Annotated in this window: 21 protein-coding genes; 11 read left to right on the forward strand and 10 right to left on the reverse strand. The window is 69.2% G+C overall.

The genetic code is table 11. The features are described 5' to 3' along the window. Positions 1-90 precede the first annotated feature (90 nt). A complete protein-coding gene (locus AB0K09_RS00205) occupies positions 91-873 on the reverse strand; it encodes an oxidoreductase (protein ID WP_366062902.1) in 783 nt (260 codons plus the stop codon). A gap of 75 nt (positions 874-948) precedes the next feature. After that, the gene (locus AB0K09_RS00210; protein WP_366062903.1) at positions 949-1527 is read right to left on the reverse strand and encodes a TetR/AcrR family transcriptional regulator; all 579 of its coding nucleotides are present in this window, start codon (positions 1525-1527) and stop codon (positions 949-951) included. A 284-nt stretch (positions 1528-1811) separates the two neighbouring features. Here AB0K09_RS00210 and AB0K09_RS00215 point away from each other — a divergent pair, with 284 nt between their 5' ends. Both AB0K09_RS00215 and AB0K09_RS00220 read left to right on the forward strand, forming a co-directional pair. Then, entirely contained in the window at positions 1812-2114 is a 303-nt protein-coding gene (locus AB0K09_RS00215; protein ID WP_366062904.1) for a hypothetical protein, read from the forward strand. Positions 2115-2117: 3 nt separating this feature from the next. Then, on the forward strand, positions 2118-2567 hold the full coding sequence (locus tag AB0K09_RS00220) for a 2-phosphosulfolactate phosphatase (protein WP_366062936.1): 450 nt from the start codon (positions 2118-2120) through the stop codon (positions 2565-2567). Positions 2568-2912: 345 nt separating this feature from the next. Here AB0K09_RS00220 and dnaB read toward each other — a convergent pair whose 3' ends face one another. Next, positions 2913-4388 carry a replicative DNA helicase gene (gene dnaB / locus AB0K09_RS00225; protein ID WP_366062905.1) on the reverse strand — a complete coding sequence of 492 codons (1476 nt, stop codon included), beginning with the start codon at positions 4386-4388 and terminating at the stop codon, positions 2913-2915. A gap of 494 nt (positions 4389-4882) precedes the next feature. Between dnaB and AB0K09_RS00230 the strand changes: the two genes are divergently transcribed. Then, entirely contained in the window at positions 4883-6223 is a 1341-nt protein-coding gene (locus tag AB0K09_RS00230) for an MATE family efflux transporter (protein ID WP_366062906.1), read from the forward strand. A gap of 118 nt (positions 6224-6341) precedes the next feature. Here the strand turns inward: AB0K09_RS00230 and rplI are convergent, their stop codons facing one another. The 4 genes from rplI to rpsF form a co-directional block, all read right to left on the reverse strand. Further along, positions 6342-6788 (reverse strand): 50S ribosomal protein L9, encoded by a 447-nt coding sequence (rplI, locus tag AB0K09_RS00235; RefSeq protein WP_366062907.1) that lies wholly within the window; start codon positions 6786-6788, stop codon positions 6342-6344. 18 nt (positions 6789-6806) lie between these two features. Next, a complete protein-coding gene (gene rpsR / locus AB0K09_RS00240; RefSeq protein WP_004950692.1) occupies positions 6807-7043 on the reverse strand; it encodes a 30S ribosomal protein S18 in 237 nt (78 codons plus the stop codon). A gap of 78 nt (positions 7044-7121) precedes the next feature. Beyond that, on the reverse strand, positions 7122-7703 hold the full coding sequence (locus AB0K09_RS00245) for a single-stranded DNA-binding protein (protein WP_366062908.1): 582 nt from the start codon (positions 7701-7703) through the stop codon (positions 7122-7124). An 82-nt stretch (positions 7704-7785) separates the two neighbouring features. Continuing rightward, positions 7786-8076, reverse strand: a complete 291-nt coding sequence (gene rpsF / locus AB0K09_RS00250) for a 30S ribosomal protein S6 (protein WP_004950685.1) — start codon at positions 8074-8076, stop codon at positions 7786-7788. 281 nt (positions 8077-8357) lie between these two features. Between rpsF and AB0K09_RS00255 the strand changes: the two genes are divergently transcribed. The 3 genes from AB0K09_RS00255 (at position 8358) to AB0K09_RS00265 (ending at position 10996) form a co-directional block, all read left to right on the forward strand. Beyond that, complete coding sequence (locus AB0K09_RS00255; RefSeq protein ID WP_366062909.1) at positions 8358-8687, forward strand: hypothetical protein; 330 nt, start codon at positions 8358-8360, stop codon at positions 8685-8687. A 113-nt stretch (positions 8688-8800) separates the two neighbouring features. Continuing rightward, on the forward strand, positions 8801-9919 hold the full coding sequence (locus AB0K09_RS00260; protein WP_366062910.1) for a peptidoglycan bridge formation glycyltransferase FemA/FemB family protein: 1119 nt from the start codon (positions 8801-8803) through the stop codon (positions 9917-9919). Between the two features lie 45 nt (positions 9920-9964). After that, complete coding sequence (locus tag AB0K09_RS00265; RefSeq protein WP_366062911.1) at positions 9965-10996, forward strand: alanine racemase; 1032 nt, start codon at positions 9965-9967, stop codon at positions 10994-10996. An 84-nt stretch (positions 10997-11080) separates the two neighbouring features. On the opposite strand, the gene AB0K09_RS00270 is transcribed toward AB0K09_RS00265, so the two are convergent. Then, entirely contained in the window at positions 11081-12592 is a 1512-nt protein-coding gene (locus AB0K09_RS00270; protein ID WP_366062912.1) for a glycosyltransferase 87 family protein, read from the reverse strand. A 167-nt stretch (positions 12593-12759) separates the two neighbouring features. Continuing rightward, positions 12760-15357 carry a transglycosylase domain-containing protein gene (locus AB0K09_RS00275; protein ID WP_366062913.1) on the reverse strand — a complete coding sequence of 866 codons (2598 nt, stop codon included), beginning with the start codon at positions 15355-15357 and terminating at the stop codon, positions 12760-12762. A 390-nt stretch (positions 15358-15747) separates the two neighbouring features. On the opposite strand from AB0K09_RS00275, the gene AB0K09_RS00280 reads away from it, so the two are divergent. The 4 genes from AB0K09_RS00280 (at position 15748) to AB0K09_RS00295 (ending at position 19508) form a co-directional block, all read left to right on the forward strand. Further along, positions 15748-16335, forward strand: a complete 588-nt coding sequence (locus AB0K09_RS00280; RefSeq protein ID WP_366062914.1) for a helix-turn-helix transcriptional regulator — start codon at positions 15748-15750, stop codon at positions 16333-16335. Between the two features lie 49 nt (positions 16336-16384). Continuing rightward, complete coding sequence (locus tag AB0K09_RS00285) at positions 16385-17467, forward strand: inositol-3-phosphate synthase (protein WP_366062915.1); 1083 nt, start codon at positions 16385-16387, stop codon at positions 17465-17467. Between the two features lie 79 nt (positions 17468-17546). Next, the gene (locus AB0K09_RS00290) at positions 17547-18815 is read left to right on the forward strand and encodes an MFS transporter (protein ID WP_366062916.1); all 1269 of its coding nucleotides are present in this window, start codon (positions 17547-17549) and stop codon (positions 18813-18815) included. A gap of 111 nt (positions 18816-18926) precedes the next feature. Next, positions 18927-19508: a hypothetical protein gene (locus AB0K09_RS00295; RefSeq protein WP_366062917.1), complete on the forward strand. Its 582-nt coding sequence runs from the start codon at positions 18927-18929 to the stop codon at positions 19506-19508. A 126-nt stretch (positions 19509-19634) separates the two neighbouring features. Here the strand turns inward: AB0K09_RS00295 and AB0K09_RS00300 are convergent, their stop codons facing one another. Then, positions 19635-21113, reverse strand: a complete 1479-nt coding sequence (locus tag AB0K09_RS00300; protein ID WP_366062918.1) for a CCA tRNA nucleotidyltransferase — start codon at positions 21111-21113, stop codon at positions 19635-19637. 211 nt (positions 21114-21324) lie between these two features. Here AB0K09_RS00300 and AB0K09_RS00305 point away from each other — a divergent pair, with 211 nt between their 5' ends. Continuing rightward, the gene (locus AB0K09_RS00305; protein ID WP_366062919.1) at positions 21325-23688 is read left to right on the forward strand and encodes a DUF6049 family protein; all 2364 of its coding nucleotides are present in this window, start codon (positions 21325-21327) and stop codon (positions 23686-23688) included. Positions 23689-23733: the final 45 nt, after the last annotated feature.

The following is a 23733-nucleotide window of genomic DNA, read 5'->3' on the forward strand; positions in this document are numbered from 1 at the left end:
CGCGAGGCCCCGCGGCGGGGGTGCAGGATCTCGCGATCCGCAACAGAGCGACCCTGTGGCCTGCGGCCCCGCCCCGTGCGACTCCGTGATTCAGAGTGTCTTGACAGTGCCGCCGTCGATGATGTGGTCGGCGCCGGTGATGTTGCCCGCGACGTCGGAGAGAAGGAACACGATCAGGGCCGCCACTTCTTCGGGTTCGGTGATGCGGCCGGTGGTGATGTTGAAGGCTTCCGGGATCTGCTGGAGGAACGCGGCGTGCTCCGCCCCGGCTCCGGCCGCCACTTTGCCGCCGAATCCTTCGGGGTCCTCCCATATGGCAGTGCGGACCACTCCGGGAGAAACGGTGTTCACGCGCACGCCCTGGGGCCCGAACTCCTCGGCCAGTGACTTGCCGAGGGCAGAAAGAGCCGCCTTGGCCGCGCTGTAGGCCACCGGGCCGGCGGCGGGCAGCCGGGAGTTGATGGACGAGACGTTGACCATCGACCCACGGCGCTCGATCAGGCTCGGCAGCGCCGCGCGGGCGGCACGAACGGCACTGAGCAGATTGAGGTCGAGGACGCGGGTCCACCGGGAGTCCTCGGTGTCGAGGAAGCCGAGGGGCTCGACGTCGTCCCCGGCTCCGACGTTGTTCACCAGCAGATCGATACCGCCCAGCTCGGTGAGGGCGCTGTCCATGAGAGTGGCGACGCCTTCGGCGGTGCTCAGGTCGGCCGACACCGTGTAGGCACCGGTCTCCTTCAACTCGGGCGTAATGGTGCGGGCAGCGCCGACGACGCGAACGCCTTCGGCCGTGAGGGCCCGGACGGTGGCAAGCCCGATGCCCCGGCCGGCCCCGGTGACAACGGCCGTCTTGGCGGTGAGATCGAGGTCCATGACACTCCTTTTTTGAACTGTAGGTACAAAATTTGGGCAGCGATCACCCAAGCGAACCGAATGCTGCGGGTTGGCCTACAGGGAGTCGACCGTTGCGTCGATCACCCGGACGAGCCGATCGGGGCTTTCGGCGACACGCGCCATGAGCCGCAAGCCCACGACGGTATTCAGCAGCAGGCTTCCCCAGGCTGCGGGATCGCGTTCCGGCGCGATCTCTCCGGAACGCTGCCCCTCTTCGATCAGCGCGCGGAAGGCACCCTCGGTTCGGGCGAACATGCGCTGGACGAGTTCGGTCGCCACCCGGTCCGTGCCGGCGAGCTCCGCCGCCGTGTTCACGGCCATGCAGCCGCGACGGTCCGGGTCGGCGAGGTCCATCTCGGCAAGGAACTTCAACGTCTTGCGCAGGCGCGCTTTGACCGGGCCGGGCTCCTCGACCATCTCGATGAGGGCGACGGCCTGGCTGTCGCGATAGCGGCGAAGCGCCAGCTCGAACAAGGCGTGCTTGCTGCCGAAGGTGTTGTACAGGCTGCCCTTGCCGATGCCGATCGCGTCAACGAGGTCCTGCGGCGTGGTCGCGGCATAACCCTTCCGCCAGAACACGTTCATGGCGTCCTCGACGGCGGCATCCGGATCGAACTGCTTGGGCCTTCCCATGATCAGAAGACTAGCACCATTCTTGACCTTGGAGTCAAGAATGCGGGGCCCGAAAATCCGGGACCCTACGGTCCGGGACCGTACAGCGGGTGTAGGGAGCCGCTTCCTCTGACCAACCTCGATGCTGTGCCCTGGAGTTCCGGCTGTCGTCCACGTTGATGTCACCGGCAAAACGCCCGAGTGGCTTGACCAATCAGGGGCTGCGTTGGGGTGGCCCCAGCGTCCATGGAGACAGTCCCCTGATCGGGAAGTCCACGCCGGGGGCCCTGGCATGATCTCCGTTCATGGGTGATTGGTTCATGCAGGCAAACCATGGCGTGCGGTTCGAGTGGGGACCAGTCGGCGCGCAGCTTCTCGCGCAAGACACCGCCTGCCTTGTCGTCGTCGACGTGTTGTCGTTCACGACGTCGGTGACGGTTGCGGTCGAGGCGGGGACCCAGGTGTTCCCTTATCGCTGGCGCGACGAGACCGCTGAGGCCTTCGCTGACAAGGTGGGGGCTCAGCTGGCCGTGGGCCGGAGCATGGCCACCGCGAAGTCACCGTGGTCGCTGTCACCAGCCGCACTGCGACGTGCTCCCTTCGCTTAGCGCCTGGTACTCCCTTCGCCCAACGGATCCGCCATCGCCGCCGCTGCCGGAGAGGCCACGGTGATCGCTGGAGCGCTGAGGAACGCATCCGCTGTCGGCCGGTGGCTGGCAGATCGAAGCTATGGAACAGTCGAGCAACCTGTACTGGTGATTGCCTCGGGTGAGCGCTGGCCCGACGGCAGTCTCAGGCCCGCGCTCGAAGACCTCCTCGGCGCCGGAGCCGTAATCGCCGCACTGCGCAGATCCGGCCGGAGCCAACTCTCGCCGGAGGCGTCAATGGCGGCCGCGGTTTTCGACGGCGTGACAGACGTGGATGTCACTGTCGCGGCCTGTGCATCGGGCCAAGAGCTCATCACCAGCGGTTATGCAGACGATGTCGCCATCGCGACAGAGCTGGACGCCTGCGATGTCGTCCCCGTCCTCGTCGACGGAGCGTTCGTTGCCGCTGACTAGGCGGGGAATCGCCACGCTTCCGCCTGCCCAGCCGGCCAGGACCGCTCCTCATCAAGGACCCCGTCCGTACGCCGGACCTGCACCAGCACGGTGCCGACCACACGATCCACGCTGTACCCCCGCGATCCAGGCGGGTCAGCTGTGGCCGCCAGACCTCCGTCTGACGCGAGTACGCTCTCCGGCAGACGGCACGGGATGCAGGAAGAGGCCCCAAACCACCGCTTGGGATGGCTAGCTAGGCGTGGAGTTGTCCAGGCCCGACGACCAATCCGTCAGACAGTGGTCACACCAATCTGGAATATGGCCTCAGAGATTGGACGCTACAAGACCCTACAGCGGGAGCGATCAGGTCTGGGCCATGTCCACGAAGCGCGAGTAGTGGCCCTGGAAGGCCACCGTGATCGTGGCCGTGGGGCCGTTACGGTGCTTGCCGACGATGATGTCCGCCTCGCCCGCGCGGGGCGACTCCTTCTCGTACGCGTCCTCGCGGTGCAGCAGGATGACCATGTCCGCGTCCTGCTCGATGGAGCCGGACTCACGCAGGTCGGAGACCATCGGCTTCTTGTCCGTACGCTGCTCGGGCCCACGGTTCAGCTGGGACAGGGCGATGACCGGCAGCTCCAGCTCCTTGGCCAGCAGCTTGAGGTTACGGGACATGTCCGAGACCTCCTGCTGACGGCTCTCGGCCCGCTTCGAGCCGCCGGACTGCATCAGCTGGAGATAGTCGATGATCACCAGCTTGAGGTCGTTGCGCTGCTTCAGCCGGCGGCACTTGGCGCGGATCTCCATCATCGACAGGTTCGGCGAGTCGTCGATGTACAGCGGGGCCTGCGAGACGTCCGGCATCCGGCGGGCCAGCCGCGTCCAGTCGTCGTCCGTCATCGAGCCCGACCGCATGTGGTGCAGCGCCACCCGTGCCTCGGCGGACAGCAGGCGCATCGCGATCTCGTTGCGCCCCATTTCGAGCGAGAAGATCACGCTCGGCATGTTGTGCTTGATCGAGCAGGCCCGCGCGAAGTCCAGCGCCAGGGTGGACTTACCCATGGCCGGACGGGCCGCGATGACGATCATCTGGCCCGGGTGGAGGCCGTTCGTCAGCGCGTCGAGGTCCGTGAAGCCCGTCGGCACGCCGGTCATCTCGCCGCTGCGCGAGCCGATGGCCTCGATCTCGTCGAGCGCGCCCTCCATGATGTCGCCGAGCGGGAGGTAGTCCTCGCTGGTGCGCTGCTCGGTGACGGCGTAGATCTCGGCCTGGGCGCTGTTGACGATGTCGTCGACGTCGCCGTCGGCCGCGTATCCCATCTGCGTGATGCGCGTGCCCGCCTCGACCAGCCGGCGCAGCACGGCCCGCTCGTGGACGATCTCGGCGTAGTACTCGGCGTTGGCGGCGGTGGGGACGGACTGGACGAGGGTGTGCAGATACGCCGCGCCGCCGACGCGGGTGATCTCGCCGCGCTTGGTGAGCTCGGCGGCGACGGTGATGGGGTCGGCCGGCTCGCCCTTGGCGTAGAGGTCGAGGATGGCCTGGTAGATCGTCTCGTGCGCCGGACGGTAGAAGTCGTGGCCCTTGAGGACCTCGACGACGTCGGCGATGGCGTCCTTGGAGAGCAGCATGCCGCCGAGGACGGACTGCTCGGCGTCCAGGTCCTGCGGGGGGACGCGCTCGAAGGCGGCGCCCTGCGACCAGCCGCCGTCGTCCTCGCGGTCGCGCTGCTCGCCACGGCCCTTGCCGTCGCCGCGGCGGGAACGAGGGAAGGGGAGGCGGTCGCCGGGGCCGGAGTCGCCCCAGGGGCCGTCGTCCATGGGCTCGGGGATGCTCACCCCTGACACCTCCTCCCGTCCGCTGGGCGGACCTCGCCGTGCTTGTCCTTCTTACGGCACGGCTCTGACAATGGGGACCGCCCGACTCCTTCTCGTGCGCGTCGGACACCGGCGGTCCCGTGGCGGTCTCGTGGCGGTCTCGTCGGGTCCGGGAGACGGTGAACAAGGCGCCGGTCGCCGGTCCACGGTAGGGCCGTCGGCACCGTCAGCCAATCTGGTTATCCACAGGGCATGTGGATGATGGGCCGCAAGCTGTGGAGAACTCCCCCCAACCTGTGCACGGCGCGGGGGAAACAGCTGTGGACAAGCCCACAGTCACCCCATACACACGCCTCTGACCTGCGCATTTAACATCCACCGGCTGTGGGGGAGAAAAAGTTTCGGGTCCGGATGGAGATCACGACAAACGGCGCAGAGAAGATCACACTCAGCGCCCGCCCGTAAGGGGCGTAAAGTGTCTCCGTCCATTACCTGTGGAAGATGGGACGACATCTGTGAGTCAGCCCTCCGCGAGCCGGCCGCGCACCGCCCGCCGGCACGACCGTGAGATCGTCGCGCTCGCCCTGCCGGCCTTCGGCGCCCTCGTCGCGGAACCCCTCTTCGTCATGGTCGACAGCGCCATCGTCGGCCACCTCGGCACCCCCCAGCTCGCCGGTCTCGGCGTCGCCGCGGCCCTGCTCACCACCGCCGTCAGCGTCTTCGTGTTCCTCGCCTACGCCACCACGGCCGCCGTCGCCCGCCGGGTGGGCGCCGGGGACCTGCGCGCCGCCATCCGGCAGGGCATGGACGGCATCTGGCTGGCGCTGCTGCTCGGCGCCGTCGTCGCCGCGGGCGTCCTGGCCGCGGCCCCCGCCCTCGTCGGCATGTTCGGCGCCTCCGCGGACGCCACCCCGTACGCCACCACCTATCTGCGGATCAGCGCGCTCGGCATACCCCCGATGCTCGCCGTCCTCGCCGCCACCGGCGTGCTGCGCGGCCTCCAGGACACCCGCACCCCGCTGTACGTCGCGATCGGCGGCTTCACCGCCAACGCCGGGCTCAACGCCGGTCTCGTCTACGGCGCCGGCCTCGGCATCGCCGGCTCCGCCTGGGGCACCGTGATCGCCCAGTGCGCCATGGCCGCCGTCTACCTCACCGCCGTCGTCCGGGGCGCCAGGCGGCACGGTGCCTCGCTGCGCCCCGACGCCGCCGGCATCCGCGCCTGTGCCCGGGCCGGAGTGCCGCTGCTGGTCCGTACGCTCTCGCTGCGCGCGATCCTGATGATCTCGACGGCCGTAGCGGCCCGGCTCGGCGACTCCTCGCTCGCCGCGCACCAGATCGCGCAGACCCTGTGGAACCTGCTCTCCTTCGCCCTGGACGCCATCGCCATCGCCGGGCAGGCGATCATCGGCCGCTACCTGGGCGCGGAGGACGAGCAGGGGGCGCGCGCCGCGTGCCGGCGGATGGTGGAGTGGGGCATCGCCGCGGGCGTGGCGTTGGGCGTGCTGGTGATCGTGGCCCGACCGCTGTTCATCCCGCTGTTCACCAGCGACCCGTCCGTGCGGGACTCGCTGCTGCCGGTGCTGCTGGTGGTGGCCCTGGGCCAGCCGGTCGCCGGTGTCGTCTTCGTTCTGGACGGCGTGCTGATGGGCGCCGGGGACGGGCCCTACCTCGCCTGGGCGATGCTGGTGGTCCTGGCCGTCTTCGCCCCCGCGGCCCTGCTGGTGCCGACGCTGGGCGGCGGGCTGACCATGCTGTGGTGGGCGATGATTCTGATGATGACGGTCCGCCTGATCACGCTGTGGCTGCGCGCCCGCTCGGGCCGCTGGCTGATCACCGGAGCGGTCCGCGCCTGACGCCACGGGTCGCCGCAGTTCGCCACAGTTCGCCGCGGGAGGCTCCTGAAAATGCGGAAAGGGCCGCACCCCCTGCGGGGTACGGCCCTTTCCCGGGCACAGCGGCGCGTGCTTACGCTCAGGCCGCGATGACCTCGATGCCGACCTTGGCAACGACGTCGGCGTGCAGACGCACGGACACCTGGTGGGCGCCCAGGGTCTTGATGGGCGAACCCAGCTCGACGCGGCGCTTGTCGACCTCGGGACCACCGGAAGCCTTGATCGCGGAAGCGACGTCGGCCTGGGTCACGGAGCCGAACAGGCGGCCGGCCTCGCCGGCGCGGACGGCAAGGCGGACCTTGGCGCCCTCGAGCTGGCCCTTGACCTCGTTGGCCTGCTCGATCGTCGCGATCTCACGGATCTTGCGACCGCGGCGGATCTGCGCGACGTCCTGCTCGCCACCCTTGGTCCAGCGGATCGCGAAGCGACGCGGGATCAGGTAGTTGCGGGCGTAGCCGTCCTTGACGTCGACAACGTCACCGGCGGCACCGAGGCCGGAGACCTCGTGGGTGAGGATGATCTTCATTGTTCGGTCACCCTTCCCTTATCGCGCGGACGAGGTGTAGGGCAGCAGCGCCATCTCACGGCTGTTCTTCACGGCCGTGGCGACGTCACGCTGGTGCTGGGTGCAGTTGCCGGTCACGCGGCGGGCACGGATCTTGCCGCGGTCGGAAATGAACTTCCGCAGCATGTTCGTGTCCTTGTAGTCCACGTAAGCGGTCTTGTCCTTGCAGAACGCGCAGACCTTCTTCTTCGGCTTGCGCGGGGGCGGCTTCGCCATTGTCTCTCTCCTGTGAATCAAGAAGTTTCGTACTGTCGCCCTCGGGCGGCCTCACGGCCGGCCCGGGCCCCTGCGGGCCTAGAAGGGCGGCTCGTCCGAGTAGCCGCCGCCGGAGTTGCCGGAGCCGCCGCCCCAGCCACCTCCCGCGCCGCCCGGCTGGCCGCCGGACGGAGCACCGGTCGCCCAGGGGTCGTCGGCGGGAGCCCCGCCGCCCTGCTGGCCGCCGGGACCGGAGCCCCAGCCGCCACCCTGGCCACCGCCGCTGCCGCCGCCGTAGCCACCCTGGCCACCGCGACCGGTGGTCTTGGTGACCTTCGCCGTGGCGTTCTTCAGGCTGGGCCCGACCTCTTCGACGTCGAGCTCGAAGACCGTGCGCTTGACGCCCTCGCGGTCCTCGTAGGACCGCTGCTTCAGACGGCCCTGCACGATGACGCGCATGCCTCGCTGAAGCGACTCGGCGACGTTCTCCGCCGCCTGACGCCACACCGAGCACGTGAGGAAGAGGCTCTCGCCGTCCTTCCACTCGTTGGTCTGGCGGTCGAAGGTGCGGGGAGTGGACGCGACGCGGAACTTCGCGACCGCCGCACCGGACGGGGTGAAGCGCAGCTCGGGGTCGTCGACGAGATTGCCGACGACCGTGATGACGGTCTCGCCTGCCATGGATGAACCTCTCGGCGGGTGTGCTGCTGGCTGCTTGCTACTCGTGTGAGTACAGCCCGATTACCTACTGAAGCCCGTGGGCTCAGTGGGTCTCGGGACGGAGGACCTTGGTCCGGAGGACCGACTCGTTCAGGTTCATCTGGCGGTCGAGCTCCTTGACGACCGCAGGCTCGGCCTGCAGGTCGATGACCGAGTAGATGCCCTCGGGCTTCTTCTTGATCTCGTAAGCGAGACGACGACGGCCCCAGGTGTCGACCTTCTCGACCTTTCCGTTGCCCTCACGGACGACGGAGAGGAAGTTCTCGATCAGCGGGGAGACAGCGCGCTCCTCGAGATCGGGGTCGAGGATGACCATCACCTCGTAGTGACGCATGTGGAACCCACCTCCTTTGGACTCAGCGGCCACGGTCGATCCGTGGCAGGAGGGTCGTAATGCGTGAACAACGGTATCGGCGGACACTGACAATCAGCGGAGAGTCCCCGGGGTGGCCCCTGGGACCGAAGCTGGGTCCGGGCAGACACCGGTGCAGACGGTACAGAGTACCCGCACATCGGGGTCCGGTTGAAATCCGGCCTTCCCGGCCCTCAATCTGGACCCATCGGGTGTGACCGGCGCTACATATCGTGCGCCGCCTGCCTTTCAGGAGGTATCCCATGACACAGGCAGCTCGGCAACCGCATGGCCCCCGTTCGCTGCTGGCCGGAGTGCTGAACAGCGACGGCAGGCCCCACCCCGTCGAGAACACCTTCGTCGCGGTGACGGTTGTCCTCGGACTGCTCGCTTTCGTCTCCTCGGCCTTCGACAATCTGCATCTGCTCAGCTCGTGGAGCGGCCTGGTGGGCATCCTCTCCGGGGCCTGGGGGCAGTTCATATCGGTCACCACGGGCGAGCGGTTCCTGCTGATCATCGGACTCGGCGCATCGGCCATCGGGTTCTTCCTGGGCATGGCCCACGGCGGACTCTTCGGCGGGCTGATCGGATAGCCGCGGAGCCCGGAGGCCATAGGCCCAGTCGGGGCGCTCCCCGGTCGCAGTAGGCTTCGGCGCGAGAGCCGGAGCCCCGACCCTGGGGACACACCTGCCGAGGAGCGCCCCGCATGACCCTGACATTGAGGACCATCAGCCGAGAGCAGCATCTGGCGTACATCCAGAGCCTGCCCGCGGCGAGTCACATGCAGGTGCCGGCGTGGGCCGACGTGAAGGGCGAATGGCGCTCGGAGAACCTGGGCTGGTTCGACAAGACCGGCCGGCTGGTCGGCGCCGGTCTGGTGCTCTACCGCCAGCTGCCCAAGATCAAGCGCTACCTGGCCTATCTGCCCGAGGGCCCGGTCATCAACTGGTACGCCCCGAACCTCGAGGACTGGCTCCAGCCCATGCTGGCCCACCTCAAGCAGCAGGGCGCCTTCTCCGTGAAGATGGGCCCGCCGGTGGTCATCCGCCGCTGGGATGCGAACGCCATCAAGTCCGGCATCGCCGACCCGGACGCCAAGCGCCTGCGCGACGTCGAGCCCACCTTCATCGAGCCGCGCGCCTTCGAGGTGGCCGACAAGCTGCGCCGCATGGGCTGGCAGCAGGGCGAGGACGGCGGCGCCGGCTTCGGTGACGTCCAGCCGCGCTACGTCTTCCAGGTGCCGCTGGAGAACCGTTCCCTGGAGGACGTCCACAAGGGCTTCAACCAGCTGTGGCGCCGCAACATCAAGAAGGCCGAGAAGGCCGGCGTCGAGGTCGTCCAGGGCGGCTACGAGGATCTGCCCACCTGGCAGCACCTCTACGAGATCACCGCCGAGCGCGACAAGTTCCGCCCGCGCCCGCTGAGCTACTTCCAGCGCATGTGGACGGCCCTCAACACCGAGGACCCCAACCGCATGCGGCTGTACTTCGCCGTGCACGAGGGCGAGGCCGTCGCCGCCGCCACCATGCTGATCGTGGGCGGGCACGTCTGGTACTCGTACGGCGCCTCGGCCAACCACAAGCGCGAGGTCCGGCCGTCGAACGCGATGCAGTGGCGGATGCTGCGCGACGCCTACGCGCTGGGCGCCAGCGTCTACGACCTGCGCGGTATCGGCGACTCCCTCGACGAGAACGACCACCTCTTCGGTCTGATCCAGTTCAAGGTCGGCACGGGCGGCCAGGCGGCGGAGTACCTCGGCGAGTGGGACTTCCCGCTCAACAAGCTGCTGCACAAGGCCCTCGACATCTACATGTCGCGCCGCTGATCCAACAGCTCCATCCACACTCAGGGAAAGGTTCCGGGACCGGCCATGGCGCTCACGCTCTACGTCGACACCGCCCGCTGGCGGGCTCACCAGCAGTCCGTCCTCCAGCAGTTTCCGGGGATCATCCCCGTCTGCAAGGGCAACGGCTACGGCTTCGGCCACGAGCGGCTGTCCGAGGAGGCCATGCGCATGGGCGCGGACGTCCTCGCGGTCGGCACCACCTACGAAGCGGCGCGGATCAAGGACTGGTTCAGCGGTGACCTGCTGGTGCTGACGCCCTTCCGGCTCGGCGAGGAGCCGGTGCCGCTGCCGGACCGGGTCATCCGCTCGGTCTCCTCGGTGGAGGGCGTGCGTGGCCTGGTCGGCGCCCGCGTCGTCGTCGAGGTCATGAGCAGCATGAAGCGGCACGGCATCAGCGAGCAGGACCTCCCCAAGCTGCACGCGGCCCTGGAGGACGTCCGGCTGGAGGGCTTCGCGATTCACCTGCCGCTGGACCGGGGCGACGGCACCACCGCCGTGGACGAGGTCGTCGCCTGGATGGAGCAGCTGCGCAACGCCCATCTGCCGACGCACACGATGTTCGTCAGCCACCTCAAGGCCGACGAGCTCGCCCGGCTGCGGCAGCAGTACCCGCACACCCACTTCCGGGCGCGGATCGGCACCCGGCTGTGGCTCGGCGACCACGACGCCACCCAGTACCGGGGCGCGGTCCTGGACGTCACCCCGGTGACCAAGAACGACCGCTTCGGCTACCGGCAGCAGAAGGTCGCCGGCGACGGCCACCTCGTCGTGGTGGCGGGCGGCACCTCGCACGGCGTCGGCCTGGAGGCGCCGAAGGCGCTGCACGGCATGATGCCGCGCGCCAAGGGCGTCGCCCGCGCGGGCCTGGCCACCATGAACCGCAACCTCTCGCCGTTCGTCTGGGCGGGCAAGCAGCGCTGGTTCGCGGAGCCCCCGCACATGCAGGTCTCCATCCTGTTCGTGCCCGGGGACGCGCCCGCTCCCCAGGTCGGCGACGAGCTGGTGGCGCACCTGCGGCACACCACCACGCAGTTCGACCGGATAGTCGACCACTGATCGTTCCCCCCGTCATCACCGCTTGATCAGCACTGAGATGGCGACCGCGTTCACCGCGGTCGGCGAGGGGCCGGGGCCGCGACCTTACGGGTTGCGGCCCTCCGTGCCCCACAGGACCCTTGCGCCCAGGGCGCCGTCCGCGTCCCGCGCGTCCTCCGCGCGCCGGGACCGGCGGGCGGGGCCGAGGACGAATATGTCCGGCGCCCCGTCCAGGACGCCGCCGGAGGGGTCGTCCGAGCCGTCGCGCCGTACGACGTCCCGTTCGGGCTTGAGGATGTCCCGCACGACGAGCGCGCAGAGGTAGAGCGTGCCGAGCAGGTGGACGACGATGGCCAGCTGGTAGCCCTCGGGCGGCAGACCCTGGTGCTTGTCGCCGCTGCCGTTGTAGGCCAGGTAGAACCAGATGCCGAGGTAGTACAGGACCTCGCAGGCCTGCCAGACGAGGAAGTCCCGCCACTTCGGCCGGGCCAGCGCGGCGAGCGGCACGAGCCACAGCACGTACTGCGGCGAGTAGACCTTGTTCACCAGGATGAAGAGCGCCACCACGAGGAAGGCCAGCTGCGCGAAGCGCGGGCGGCGCGGGGCGCGCAGGGCCAGGAACCCTATGGCCAGGCAGCCGAGGACCATCAGCAGCGTCGCGTAGGTGTTGGCGTCGTCCAGCGGGTCACCGGTGCGCTGGGAGATGAACAGCCACAGCGAGCCGAAGTCGACGGGCCGCTCCTGGCTGAAGGTGTAGAACTTCGCCCAGCCCTCGCGGATGTGCACGCCGTCCGCGCCGAACGTGAGCATCACCGGCAGGTCGACCACGAGCCAGGCGCCGACCGCGCCGGCCAGGGCGGACAGGAAGGCCCTCCAGCGGCCGGCGCGCCAGCACAGCAGGAGCAGGGGGCCCAGCAGCAGGGCCGGGTAGAGCTTGGCCGCCGCCGCCAGGCCGATCAGCACCCCCGCCGGGGCCGCCCGGCCACGGGACCACATCAGCATCGCGCCCGCCGTCAGGGCGACCGCGAAGAGGTCCCAGTTGATCGTGGCCGTCAGGGCGAAGGCGGGGGCCAGGGCGAACAGCAGCGCGTCCCACGGCCGCCGCCGGTGCGTGCGGGCCACGCACACCGCGATCGCCGCCGTGCAGGCCAGCAGCATCCCGGAGTTGACGAACCAGTACAGCTGCTCGCGGTGCTGGATCGACCCGCCGCCGGGTGTGAACAGCGCGGCGATCTCCATGAACAGCCCGGTCAGCACCGGGTACTCCAGGTACTCCAGGCCGCCCGAGCTGCTCTGCGGGATGCGGTCGAAGTAGGGGATGAGCCCGATGTCGAAGCCCCGCCCGGTGTACAGGTGCGGGATGTCGGAGTAGCAGGCGTGGGTGTACTGCGTGGTGGCGCCGAAGAACCAGCCGTAGTTGTAGCAGGGCAGCTTCTGCACCATGCCCAGGGCGAACATCCCGATCGCCACCAGCGCGACGATCCGCACCGGCGTCCACCAGGAGGCGCCGATCAGGGCGCGCCGCCCGATCGGTCCGCCGATGAGCTCGCTGCCGGCCGCCGCCACCTCGTCCTCGACGGTGGGCCGTACCAGTCGCTCGTCCCGCTCGCTGCTCATGCGGGACATCCTGCCGTACCCGCGGGAAACGCGTCGGAGCCTGTGGATAACCCGCGAGGGCCGTCCCGCGGGATCACGGGACGGCCCTCGTAGGCTGTCTGTCGACCTGGGCATTCACCCAGGTCAGAGGCTTATCGGTGGTCCGCCGCGCAGCGCGCGGCGATTAATCATCCTGTAGGACCGCCGAAGAGACTGCCTCCGGAGCGGCCGGCCCGGGTCGGCCCGGGCGAGGGGGACTCGCCGCCGGTATCTCCTCCCGGACCGCCGGGACCCCCACCGGGACCGCCGCCGGGACCGCCGTTGCCGGTGCCCCCGCCGTTGCCGTTGTGGCACTTGAAGTCGAACGGGTTGCAGGAGCGGCTCGGGGACGGCGAGGCGCTCGGGGACTTCGACGCCGAGGGCGAGGGGGAGGCCGAGGGCGACGAGGACGCCGACGCGGAGGGCATCGCGCTGGGCGAGGGGCTGGCTCCGTCGCCGTAGACCTTCTCACCGATCGGCTGCGGCGGGTCGAACTGCATGACCGGCTGGCCCTTGAGCGCGTCGCCCATGTAGTCGGCCCAGATCTCGGCCGGGAACGACGCACCGTGGATCGTGGGCTTGCCGCCCACGCCGCGCATGGAGAGGAACTCCTGCTTCTTGGCGTTGGGGTCGACGCGGTACATGCCGATCGCGGTCGACAGCTGCGGCGTGTAGCCGGCGAACCAGGCGGAGCGGTTGCCGTCGGTCGTACCGGTCTTGCCCGCGACCGGGCGGCTGCCGAGCTGGGCGGCGGTGCCGGTGCCCTCCTTGACGACGGTCCTCAGCACGTCGGTGACGTTGTTCGCCACGTTGGAGTCGAAGGCCTGGGAGCTCTTCTCCTCGTGTTCGTAGGCCGGCTTGCCGTTCTTCTCGACCTTCTGCACGGAGTAGGGCTCGACGTGCTTGCCGCTGGCGGCGAAGGTGCCGTAGGCGCTCGCCAGCCGGATGGCGCTGGGGGCGGAGGTGCCCAGGGAGAAGGTCGGGGTCGTCGAGGCCAGCTGGTCCTTGTCCAGACCGGCCTGGAGCGCGGCCTCCTTCACGAGGTCGGTGCCGACGTCCATGCCCAGCTGGATGTACGGCGTGTTCACCGAGAACTGCATGGCGGTGCGCAGGGAGATGAAGCCCTTGTCCTCGTCACCGTCGTTGGCCTGGTGCCATTCCTTGCCGTCCTCGTCGTGCCAGACGGTCCCGTTGTAGTTCCGCAGGGTGACCTTGTTGTTGCCGTTGTAGATGCTCTCCGGCGAGACGATCGTGCGCTGGCTGTCGCTCTGCTTCGCGGGGAGGGCCGGGTTGCGCTTGCCGTGCGTCATGGCCGCGGCCAGCACGAAGGGCTTGAAGGTGGAGCCGACCTGGACACCGGTGTAGTCGGCGTTGTTGGTGTAGTGCTCCAGCGCGTTCTCGCCGCCGTAGATGGCGACGATCTTGCCGGTCTTGGGCTCCACGGAGGCCCCGCCGAACTGCACGAACTTGTCGACCTCGCGGCTCTGCGGCTTGAGGTTGGCCTTGCGGACCTCCTCGACCGACGTCGCCAGGGTGTTGACCTTGTCGCGGTCGAAGGTCGTGTAGATCTGGTAGCCGCCCTTGTCCAGCTCGGCCTTGCTGAGCTTGGAGTGGGCGACGATGTAGTTGTCGGCGAGGTCCGTCAGGTAGCCGATCTGGCCGGCCCGGTTGGTCGCGGGCTTGGGCTTCTGCACCTGGGGGAAGCCCTGCCCGACCCACTTGTCGTGGTCGGCGGCCGTCATGCGACCGACCTGGACCTCGCGGTCCAGCGTCCACTTCCAGCGTTCGGTGGCGCGCTTGGTGTTCTTCTCCGGCGTGGCCGCGGGGCCCTGGCCGCCGTAGGGGTCGTACAGGTTCGGGCCGTTCAGCGTGGCCGACAGGAACGCGGACTCGCTGGGCGTCAGGTGCAGGCAGTCCTTGTCGAAGTACGCCCGCGCCGCGGCCTGGATGCCGTACGCGCCCCGCCCGTAGTAGGCGGTGTTGAGATAGCCGGCGAGGATGTCGCGCTTGTCCTGGGTCGCGCCCACCTTTATGGAGATCAGCAGCTCGGTGGCCTTGCGCTTGAGCGTCTGCTCCTGGCTCAGGTAGGTGTTCTTCACGAACTGCTGCGTGATGGTCGAACCGCTCTGGGTCTCACCGCCCTGGGCCATCTTCACGACGGCCCGGGCGATGCCCATCGGGTCGACACCCCAGTCGTCGTAGAAGCTGGCGTTCTCCGCGGAGATCACCGCGTTCTGCATCGACTCGGGGATCTGGGTGATCGGGACGATCTGGCGGTTCAGACTGCCGCCGCCGGCGACCACCATCTGCTTGCCGTCCGACCAGTAGTAGACGTTCTTCTGCACCTTGGAGGCCAGCTGGGCGCTGGGCACCTGCACCACGGCCAGCGCGACGCCCACGGTACCGAGGATCAGCGCCACGAAGCCGACGCACAGTCCCAGGATCAGCTTCCAGGAGGGGATCCAGCGGCGCGCTCCCGTCTTCCCGGCGCGCGGGTAGTCGATGAAGCGCTTACCCGGACGCGCGCCGTCCCTGCGCCCGCGCCCGCCGCCGGGGGGCGCGCCTCGTCGGCCGTCGGCCCGGCTACCGGGCCGCGGCTCGTCGGATCTGCCCCGGCTCCGCCCGCCGGAGGAGGATCTGGGTGGCGGTGGCGCGGTGCGGCGGCCGGACGGCTGCTGGGCCGCGCGACGGGCCGCGGCTCGTCCGCCGCCCTGAGGCTGCGGCGGCTTGCGGCGGTGCTCGCTCATCGAACGACTACTCCTCGGGCAGGCACTTTCGCCTGACAGCGGCAGGTGGCTTGCGTTCCCCCCGGCGTGCGGACCGGACCCCCCGGCCAACCGGACGCACTGCATCCGGGACGAGGACGTCAGACGACGTCACCCGGTTCCCATTGGTCTGCATGGCGCACAGACTACGCACGGCCAAATCCCTCCCACTGGGGATGTTCACTCAAAAATCAGGCCGGTTCTGTCCCACGAATCGGTGATGTGACCTCGTTCACCGTCGTCCCCCTTGTCGTCGTTGATCGCCCGTTCTATCGTCTGGATGTATCGAGTCGATACATCAGCTCGGCATAAGGGACCTATAAGGACGCAGGGATCACAAGGACTAGGCTGTTGGGGACAAGGAGGCGAAACATGAGCAGACGCTCCGGCATCCTCGAGTTCGCCGTCCTCGGCCTGCTCCGCGAGTCCCCGATGCACGGCTACGAGCTGCGCAAACGGCTGAACACCTCGCTCGGGGTGTTCCGTGCGTTCAGCTACGGCAGCCTCTATCCCTGCCTGAAGTCCCTTGTGGCGAACGGCTGGCTGGTCGAGGAGCCCGGGAGCGACCCCGAGGACGCCTACGCGGCGTCCCTGGCCGGACGACGGGCGAAGATCGTCTACCGCTTGACGGCAGAGGGCAAGGAGCACTTCGAGGAGTTGCTCGCCCACACCGGCCCGGATGCGTGGGAGGACGAGCACTTCGCCGCCCGCTTCGCGTTCTTCGGGCAGACCTCGCGCGACGTACGGATGCGGGTGCTGGAAGGCCGCCGAAGCCGGCTGGAGGAGCGTCTGGAGAAGATGCGCGCCTCCCTGGCCCGTACCCGGGAGCGGCTGGACGACTACACCCTCGAACTCCAGCGGCACGGCATGGAGTCGGTGGAGCGTGAGGTCCGCTGGCTGAACGAGCTGATCGAGAGCGAGCGGGCCGGGCGCGACAAGCGCAACGGTCCGGCCAAGTGAGTCCTGCACCCCGCAGGGCTTCGTCGAGTACTAACAGGGAGCAACCGGAATGGGTTCGGTTCGCGTAGCCATCGTCGGCGTGGGCAACTGCGCCGCCTCGCTGGTTCAGGGCGTCGAGTACTACAAGGACGCCGACCCGAACGGCCGCGTGCCGGGTCTGATGCACGTGCAGTTCGGTGACTACCACGTGCGCGACGTGGAGTTCGTCGCCGCCTTCGACGTCGACGCGAAGAAGGTCGGCCTCGACCTCGCGGACGCCATCGGCGCGAGCGAGAACAACACCATCAAGATCTGCGACGTGCCGGCCAGCGGCGTCACCGTCCAGCGCGGCCACACGCTCGACGGTCTGGGCAAGTACTACCGCCAGACCATCGAGGAGTCCGCCGAGGCCCCGGTCGACGTCGTCCAGGTCCTCAAGGACAAGCAGGTCGACGTTCTGGTCTGCTACCTGCCGGTCGGCTCCGAGGACGCCGCCAAGTTCTACGCCCAGTGCGCCATCGACGCCAAGGTCGCCTTCGTCAACGCGCTCCCGGTCTTCATCGCCGGCACCAAGGAGTGGGCGGACAAGTTCACCGAGGCCGGTGTGCCGATCGTCGGTGACGACATCAAGTCCCAGGTCGGCGCCACCATCACGCACCGTGTGATGGCCAAGCTCTTCGAGGACCGGGGCGTCATCCTGGACCGCACGATGCAGCTGAACGTCGGCGGCAACATGGACTTCAAGAACATGCTCGAGCGCGAGCGCCTTGAGTCCAAGAAGATCTCCAAGACGCAGGCCGTCACCTCCCAGATCCCGGACCGCGACCTGGGCGAGAAGAACGTCCACATCGGCCCGTCGGACTACGTGGCCTGGCTGGACGACCGCAAGTGGGCCTACGTCCGCCTGGAGGGCCGCGCGTTCGGTGACGTCCCGCTGAACCTGGAGTACAAGCTCGAGGTCTGGGACTCCCCCAACTCCGCCGGTGTCATCATCGACGCCCTGCGCGCCGCGAAGATCGCGAAGGACCGGGGCATCGGTGGCCCGATCCTCTCCGCCTCCTCGTACTTCATGAAGTCCCCGCCGGTGCAGTACTTCGACGACATCGCCCGCGAGAACGTCGAGAAGTTCATCAAGGGCGAGGTCGAGCGCTAAGAGCGCTGCCTCAAGGCCATTCGCACGGGCCCCCGGGTAATCCACCCGGGGGCCCGTGCGTTGTGTGAGGCTGTGCGGCATGCCCGTTGTGCGTGATCTGCGCGTCCTGCTGCGGCTGCGTGAATTCCGCCGGCTGCTGGCAGTCCGGCTGCTGTCCCAGGCGGCCGACGGCGTCTACCAGGTCGCGCTCGCCACGTACGTCGTCTTCTCCCCGGAGAAGGAGGCCTCGCCCGCGGCCATCGCCTCCGCCATGGCGGTGCTGCTGCTGCCGTACTCCCTGCTCGGCCCGTTCGCGGGGGTGCTGCTGGACCGCTGGCGGCGCCGTCAGGTGCTGTTGCACGGCAATCTGCTGCGGGCCGTGCTGGCCTGCGGCACCGCGCTGCTCGTCGTCGCGAGCGCCGCCGACTGGCTGTTCTACGCCTCCGCCCTCGCGGTCACCGCGGTGAACCGCTTCGTCCTGGCCGGGCTCTCCGCCGCCCTGCCCCGGGTCGTCGACAGCCCCGAGCGGCTGGTCATGGCCAATTCGCTCTCCCCCACCGCCGGTACGCTCGCGGCCACCGCGGGAGGTGGACTCGCCTTCGTCGTCCGTCTGGCCGCCCCGCAGGGGAGCACCTCCGACGCCGTCGTCGTCCTTCTCGGCGCGGTGCTGTATCTGTGCGCCGCGCTGTCCGCACTGCGCATGCCCGCCGGCCTGCTGGGCCCGGACGCCTGCACCGAGCGGACCCGGTTCGGCACGGCCCTGGCCGTCACCGCGCGCGGACTGATCGCCGGGGTGCGCCATCTGGCCGAGCGTCACGCCGCTGCCCGGGCGATGGCCGCCATGTCGCTGATGCGCTTCTGCTACGGCGCCCTGACGGTGACGGTGCTGATGCTGTGCCGGTACGCCTGGGCCGACAGCGAGTCGGAAGGGCTCGCCCTCCTGGGATACGCCGTCGCCGCCTCGGGCGCGGGGTTCTTCGCGGCCGCCCTGCTCACGCCGTGGGCGGTCGAGCGCCTGGGACGGCTCGGCTGGATGGTGACCTGCGCCGCCGCGGCCGCTGTGCTCGAGCCCGCGCTGGGCCTGCCGTTCGAGCCCGTACCGATGCTGATGGCCGCCTTCGTGCTGGGGCTCACCACACAGGGCGCCAAGATCACCACTGACACGGTGGTGCAGGCGACGGTCGACGACGCCTACCGGGGACGGGTCTTCTCCCTCTACGACGTGCTCTTCAACGCCGCCTTCGTGGGGGCCGCGGGAGTGGCCGCCCTGATGCTGCCGCCCGACGGCCGCTCGGCCGCGCTGGTGGTAACGATTGCCGTGACCTACGGGGTGATTGCTCTGTCTTTGGCGGGATTTGACCGACGGTAAGTGTTACATCAAGGCCACAGGGACCGCCTTGGCCTGCGGAATTGTCAGTTCGGCCGGATACCTTACGGGCTGCAATCGCCGACGATCACGCCTCAGTCCAAGGGATGCCCCGTGACCACTCCGCCGCCGCCCCAGCCGAACCCGCACGCCCCGCAGGGCGGCAACCCGTACGGCCAGCCGACGCCGCCCCCGCCGTACGGCCAGCAGCCGGGCCAGTTCCCGCAGCAGCCGGGCCCGTACGGCCAGCAGCCCCCCGGGCCGTACGGCCAGCAGCCCGGCCAGCCGGTGCCCCCGCCGCCGTACGGCCAGCAGCAGCCGGGTGCCTGGGGCGGCGCGCCGGTGCCGCCGGCGGCACCGTCCCGGGGCAAGAAGATCGGCAAGAAGATCGGCGGCATCGTGCTCGCCCTCATAGCCAGCGTCGGCTTCTACGTCGTCAAGCACGTCATCACGGACGACGACACCACGTCCCTGTCGGTCGGCGACTGCCTGCAGAACAAGGGCACGGACAACAAGCCGGACATCAAGAAGGTCGACTGCTCGGACAGCAAGGCGCAGCACAAGGTGCTCAAGAAGGTCGACGGCTCCACGCTGTACACGCTCGCCTGCCAGAACGTCGAGGGCACCACGGCGGCGCTCACCTGGCAGGAGCGTTCCGACAAGTTCACGCTCTGCCTGACCGACGTCAAGAAGTAGGGGACAGACCCAAGAAGTAGGGGACAGACCCAGTCCCGCTATGGCGAGGGGCGGTGTTTCACGTGAAACACCGCCCCTCGCCATATTCCGCCGGTGACGTTTCACGTGAAACATCACCGCGATGCGTCAGGCCTGCTGGGCCGCCCACCACTCCTTGAGCGCGGCGACAGCGGCCTCGCGCTCCATGGGGCCGTTCTCCAGGCGCAGCTCCAGCATGTGCTTGTACGCCTTGCCGATCTCCGGGCCCGGGCCGATGCCCAGGATCTCCATGATGTCGTTGCCGTTGAGGTCGGGCCGGATCGAGTCCAGCTCCTCCTGCTCCTGGAGACGCGCGATGCGCTCCTCCAGCCCGTCGTAGGCACGGGAGAGCGCCTGCGCCTTCCGCCTGTTCCGGGTGGTGCAGTCGGAACGGGTCAGCTTGTGCAGCCGGTCCAGCAGATGCCCGGCGTCGCGCACATAACGGCGCACGGCCGAGTCGGTCCACTCTCCCGTGCCGTAGCCGTGGAAGCGCAGATGCAGCTCGACCAGCTTCGAGACGTCCTTGACCAGCTCGTTGGAGTACTTGAGCTTGGTCATCCGCGACTTGGTCATCTTCGCGCCGACCACCTCGTGGTGGTGGAAGGAGACCCGGCCGTCCTTCTCGAAGCGCCGCGTCCTCGGCTTGCCGATGTCGTGCAGCAGCGCGGCCAGGCGCAGCACCAGGTCGGGGCCGCCGCCCGGCTGGTCGCGGGGCGCTTCCAGGTCGATGGCCTGCTCCAGCACGGTCAGCGTGTGCTCGTAGACGTCCTTGTGCCGGTGGTGCTCGTCGCGCTCCAGACGCAGCGCGGGCAGCTCGGGCAGCACGAGCTGGGCAAGCCCGGTGACGACCATCAGGCTCAGGCCCTTGCGGGGGTGGTCGGAGAGGATCAGCTTGTTCAGCTCGTCCCGGACGCGCTCGGCGGAGACGATCTCCAGACGGCCGGCCATCTCCCGCATCGCCTCGATGACCTCGGGAGCGACCTCGAAGTCGAGCTGTGCGGCGAACCGCGCGGCGCGCATCATGCGCAGCGGGTCGTCCGAGAAGGAGTCCTCGGGGGTGCCGGGGGTGCGCAGCACGCGCGCGGCCAGGTCCTCCAGGCCGTTGTGCGGGTCGACGAACTCCTTCTGCGGCAGAACGACGGCCATCGCGTTCACGGTGAAGTCGCGACGGACCAGGTCCTCCTCGATGGTGTCGCCGTAGGAGACCTCCGGCTTCCGCGAGGTGCGGTCATACGCTTCCGAGCGGTATGTCGTGATCTCAATGTCGAAATCGGACTTGCGGAGACCCACGGTCCCGAAGGCGATGCCGACCTCCCAGACGGCGTCCGCCCAGCCCCGGACGATCTTGAGCACGTCCTCCGGGCGGGCGTCCGTGGTGAAGTCGAGATCGTTGCCGAGCCGGCCCAGCAAGGCATCCCGCACGGACCCGCCGACCAGCGCCAGCGTGAAGCCGGCCTCCTGGAATCGGCAGGCGAGATCGTCGGCTACGGGGGACACCCGCAGCAGCTCGCTCACGGCCCGGCGCTGCGCCTGGCTGAGCTCGTTCGTCGACGGCGGGGTGGGGCTGTCACTGTTGGCATTCGGCACAACAGAACAGGGTACGTGGCCGCGCGCGTGTGAGCCTCTCCGATTATGGGGCGCTTCACATCAGGCCACACAAACCAGGCGCAGCACGGACAACGGGCTGCGGCGGCGATCTTGTAGTGCGGTCCGCAGCACTTCGCCACAGCGGGCCTCGTTACCATTCGTGGACGCACCATCCGACGACCACTGACGACGACGAGGGACGGGCGAGCGCGTGGCCGAGGCGGCAGAGTTCCAGGGGACGAGATCCGCTCCTGCCTGCCGGTGGTCCCGGCACGTCACAGCCGTGCTGGTCGCCCTGCTGATCGTTCTGGGCCTGGTCCAGCTGCCCGCCGCCCCTGCGGCGCGCGCGGACGCGGCGAGTGCGGACGCAGCGAGTGCCCGCTCGGTCGCGATCTCCATCGACACGCTGACGCCCGTCGCGCCGACGCAGAACGACACGCTCACCGTCTCGGGCACCGTCACCAACAACACCAAGTCGACGATCTTCGGCGCGCACGTGGGCCTGCGGGTCGGCCAGCAGATCACGACGCGCAGTGACGCGGACGACATCGGCAACCGGAAGAGCTTCTCCCAGGGCTCGGACGGGTCCGAGGTCGGCGGAAACCACATCCAGAAGATCGACAAGCTGGCTCCGGGGGTGAGCCGGGACTTCTCCCTGTCCCTTCCCGCGAAGGACCTGGACCTCGGCAAGGACGGCGTCTACCAGCTCGGCGTGACGCTCTCCGGGCAGTCCTCCGACCAGCAGTACGAGCGGGTGCTGGGCATCCAGCGGACGCTGCTGCCCTGGCAGCCGTCGCCGGTCGAGGGCAAGAAGACCCGGCTGACCTTCCTGTGGCCGCTGATCTCCGCCACCCACCTCACCGCGCGCACCGAGTCCGACCGGCAGCAGACGCCGGTCTTCCCGAACGACGCCCTCGCGGCCGAGCTGGCGCCGGGCGGCCGGCTGCAGCAGCTCGTCGCGCTGGGCAAGGACCTGCCGATCACCTGGGTGATCGATCCGGACCTGCTGGCGACGGTCGAGGCGATGACCAAGAGCTACGGCATCGCCGGACCGGACGGGAAGAGCACGCCCGGTCACGGCCAGGCGGTGGCCAAGCAGTGGCTCAAGCAGCTCCAGGACGCGGTCGCCGGCCATCAGGTCGTCGCCCTGCCGTTCGCCGACCCCGACCTCGCCTCGCTGGCCCACAGCGGCAAGGACGTCTCGGGCGCCCTGAGCCACCTCCAGTCGGCCACGGAGCTCGCCTCGACCACCGTGGACACGATCCTGGGCGTGAAGCCGCGCACAGACTTCGCCTGGCCCGTCGACGGAGCCGTCGACTCCTCGATCGTGGACGTCGCGACCTCCGCCGGCGCCCACAACGTCATCGCCCGCAGCGACAGCCTCCGTGAGGCCGGCAGCCCGTCGTACGCCCCCACGGCCGCCCGCCAGATCGGCGGCGGCAACACGGCCGTCGTCGCCGACTACCGGCTCTCCACGGCCTTCCAGGGCGACCTGATCCGTGCGGGCGACTCCTCGCTCGCCGTGCAGCGCTTCCTCGCCCAGAGCCTGGAGGTGAACAAGCAGGCGCCCGAGAACGAGCGCAGCATCGTCGTCGCCCCGCAGCGCATGCCCACCACGAGCCAGGCCCAGGCCATGGCGGCCGCGCTCAAGGCCCTGTCGGACGGCCGCTGGACCCAGCCGCTGGACCTGGGGGAGGCCGCCAAGGCCACTCCGGATCCGGCCGCGAACCAGCAGGTGCCCGGTCCCGGCTCCTACCCGGACTCGCTGCGCACGCAGGAGCTGAGCACCCAGGCCTTCCAGGAGATCCAGAAGACCCAGACCACCCTGGACAACTTCAAGGTCATCCTGACCTCCCAGGACCGCGTCGTCACCCCGTTCGGCAGCGCGATCATGCGGGAGTTGTCCACCTCCTGGCGGGGCGACCCCCAGGGCGCCGCGGCCTTCCGCGAGTCCGTGCAGTCGTACCTGTACACGCTCACGCGCCAGGTCCAGCTGGTGAAGAAGTCCGACGTGACGCTGTCCGGTCGCAGCGCGACGATCCCGGTGACCGTGCAGAACAACCTGCTGCAGGGCGTCCAGGGACTGAAGCTCGTCCTGGAGTCCAGCCAGCCGAACCGTCTGAAGATCGAGGACGAGCAGCCGGTCCACGTCGAGGGCGGCCAACGGCCGTCGGTGAAGTTCGAGACGCGGGCCAACGCCAACGGCCCGGTCCAGGTCACGGCCCGTCTCTACACGGCCGACGGGCAGCAGTACGGCGACTCGATGACCTTCACTGTGCATGTCACGTCCATCACGCCTATGGTGCTGCTCGTCATCGCCGGTGGCGTGCTGCTGCTGGTCCTCGCAGGTCTGCGGATCTACCTTCAGCGCAAGCGGGCCGCCGCGCGTGGCCCCGCCGGCGACGGGCCGGAGAGCGACAGCGGGAGCGGTTCCGGCGGCGACTCCGGCGGAAACGGCTCCGGCGAGGACGACGGGCCGCAGGACGGCGGGCCCGGGCAGCCCGGTGATCCGGCCACGGACACCGGAACGCAAAACGGTGGCCCGCCCGGCCCAGGTGAGAAAGTGGAACGTTGACGTGTTGTGGGGCCGGTCGGCCGCGGACGATGAGGTGGGGTAGCG

This window comes from Streptomyces sp. NPDC049577 (genome assembly GCF_040675635.1).
Lineage (GTDB): Bacteria > Actinomycetota > Actinomycetes > Streptomycetales > Streptomycetaceae > Streptomyces.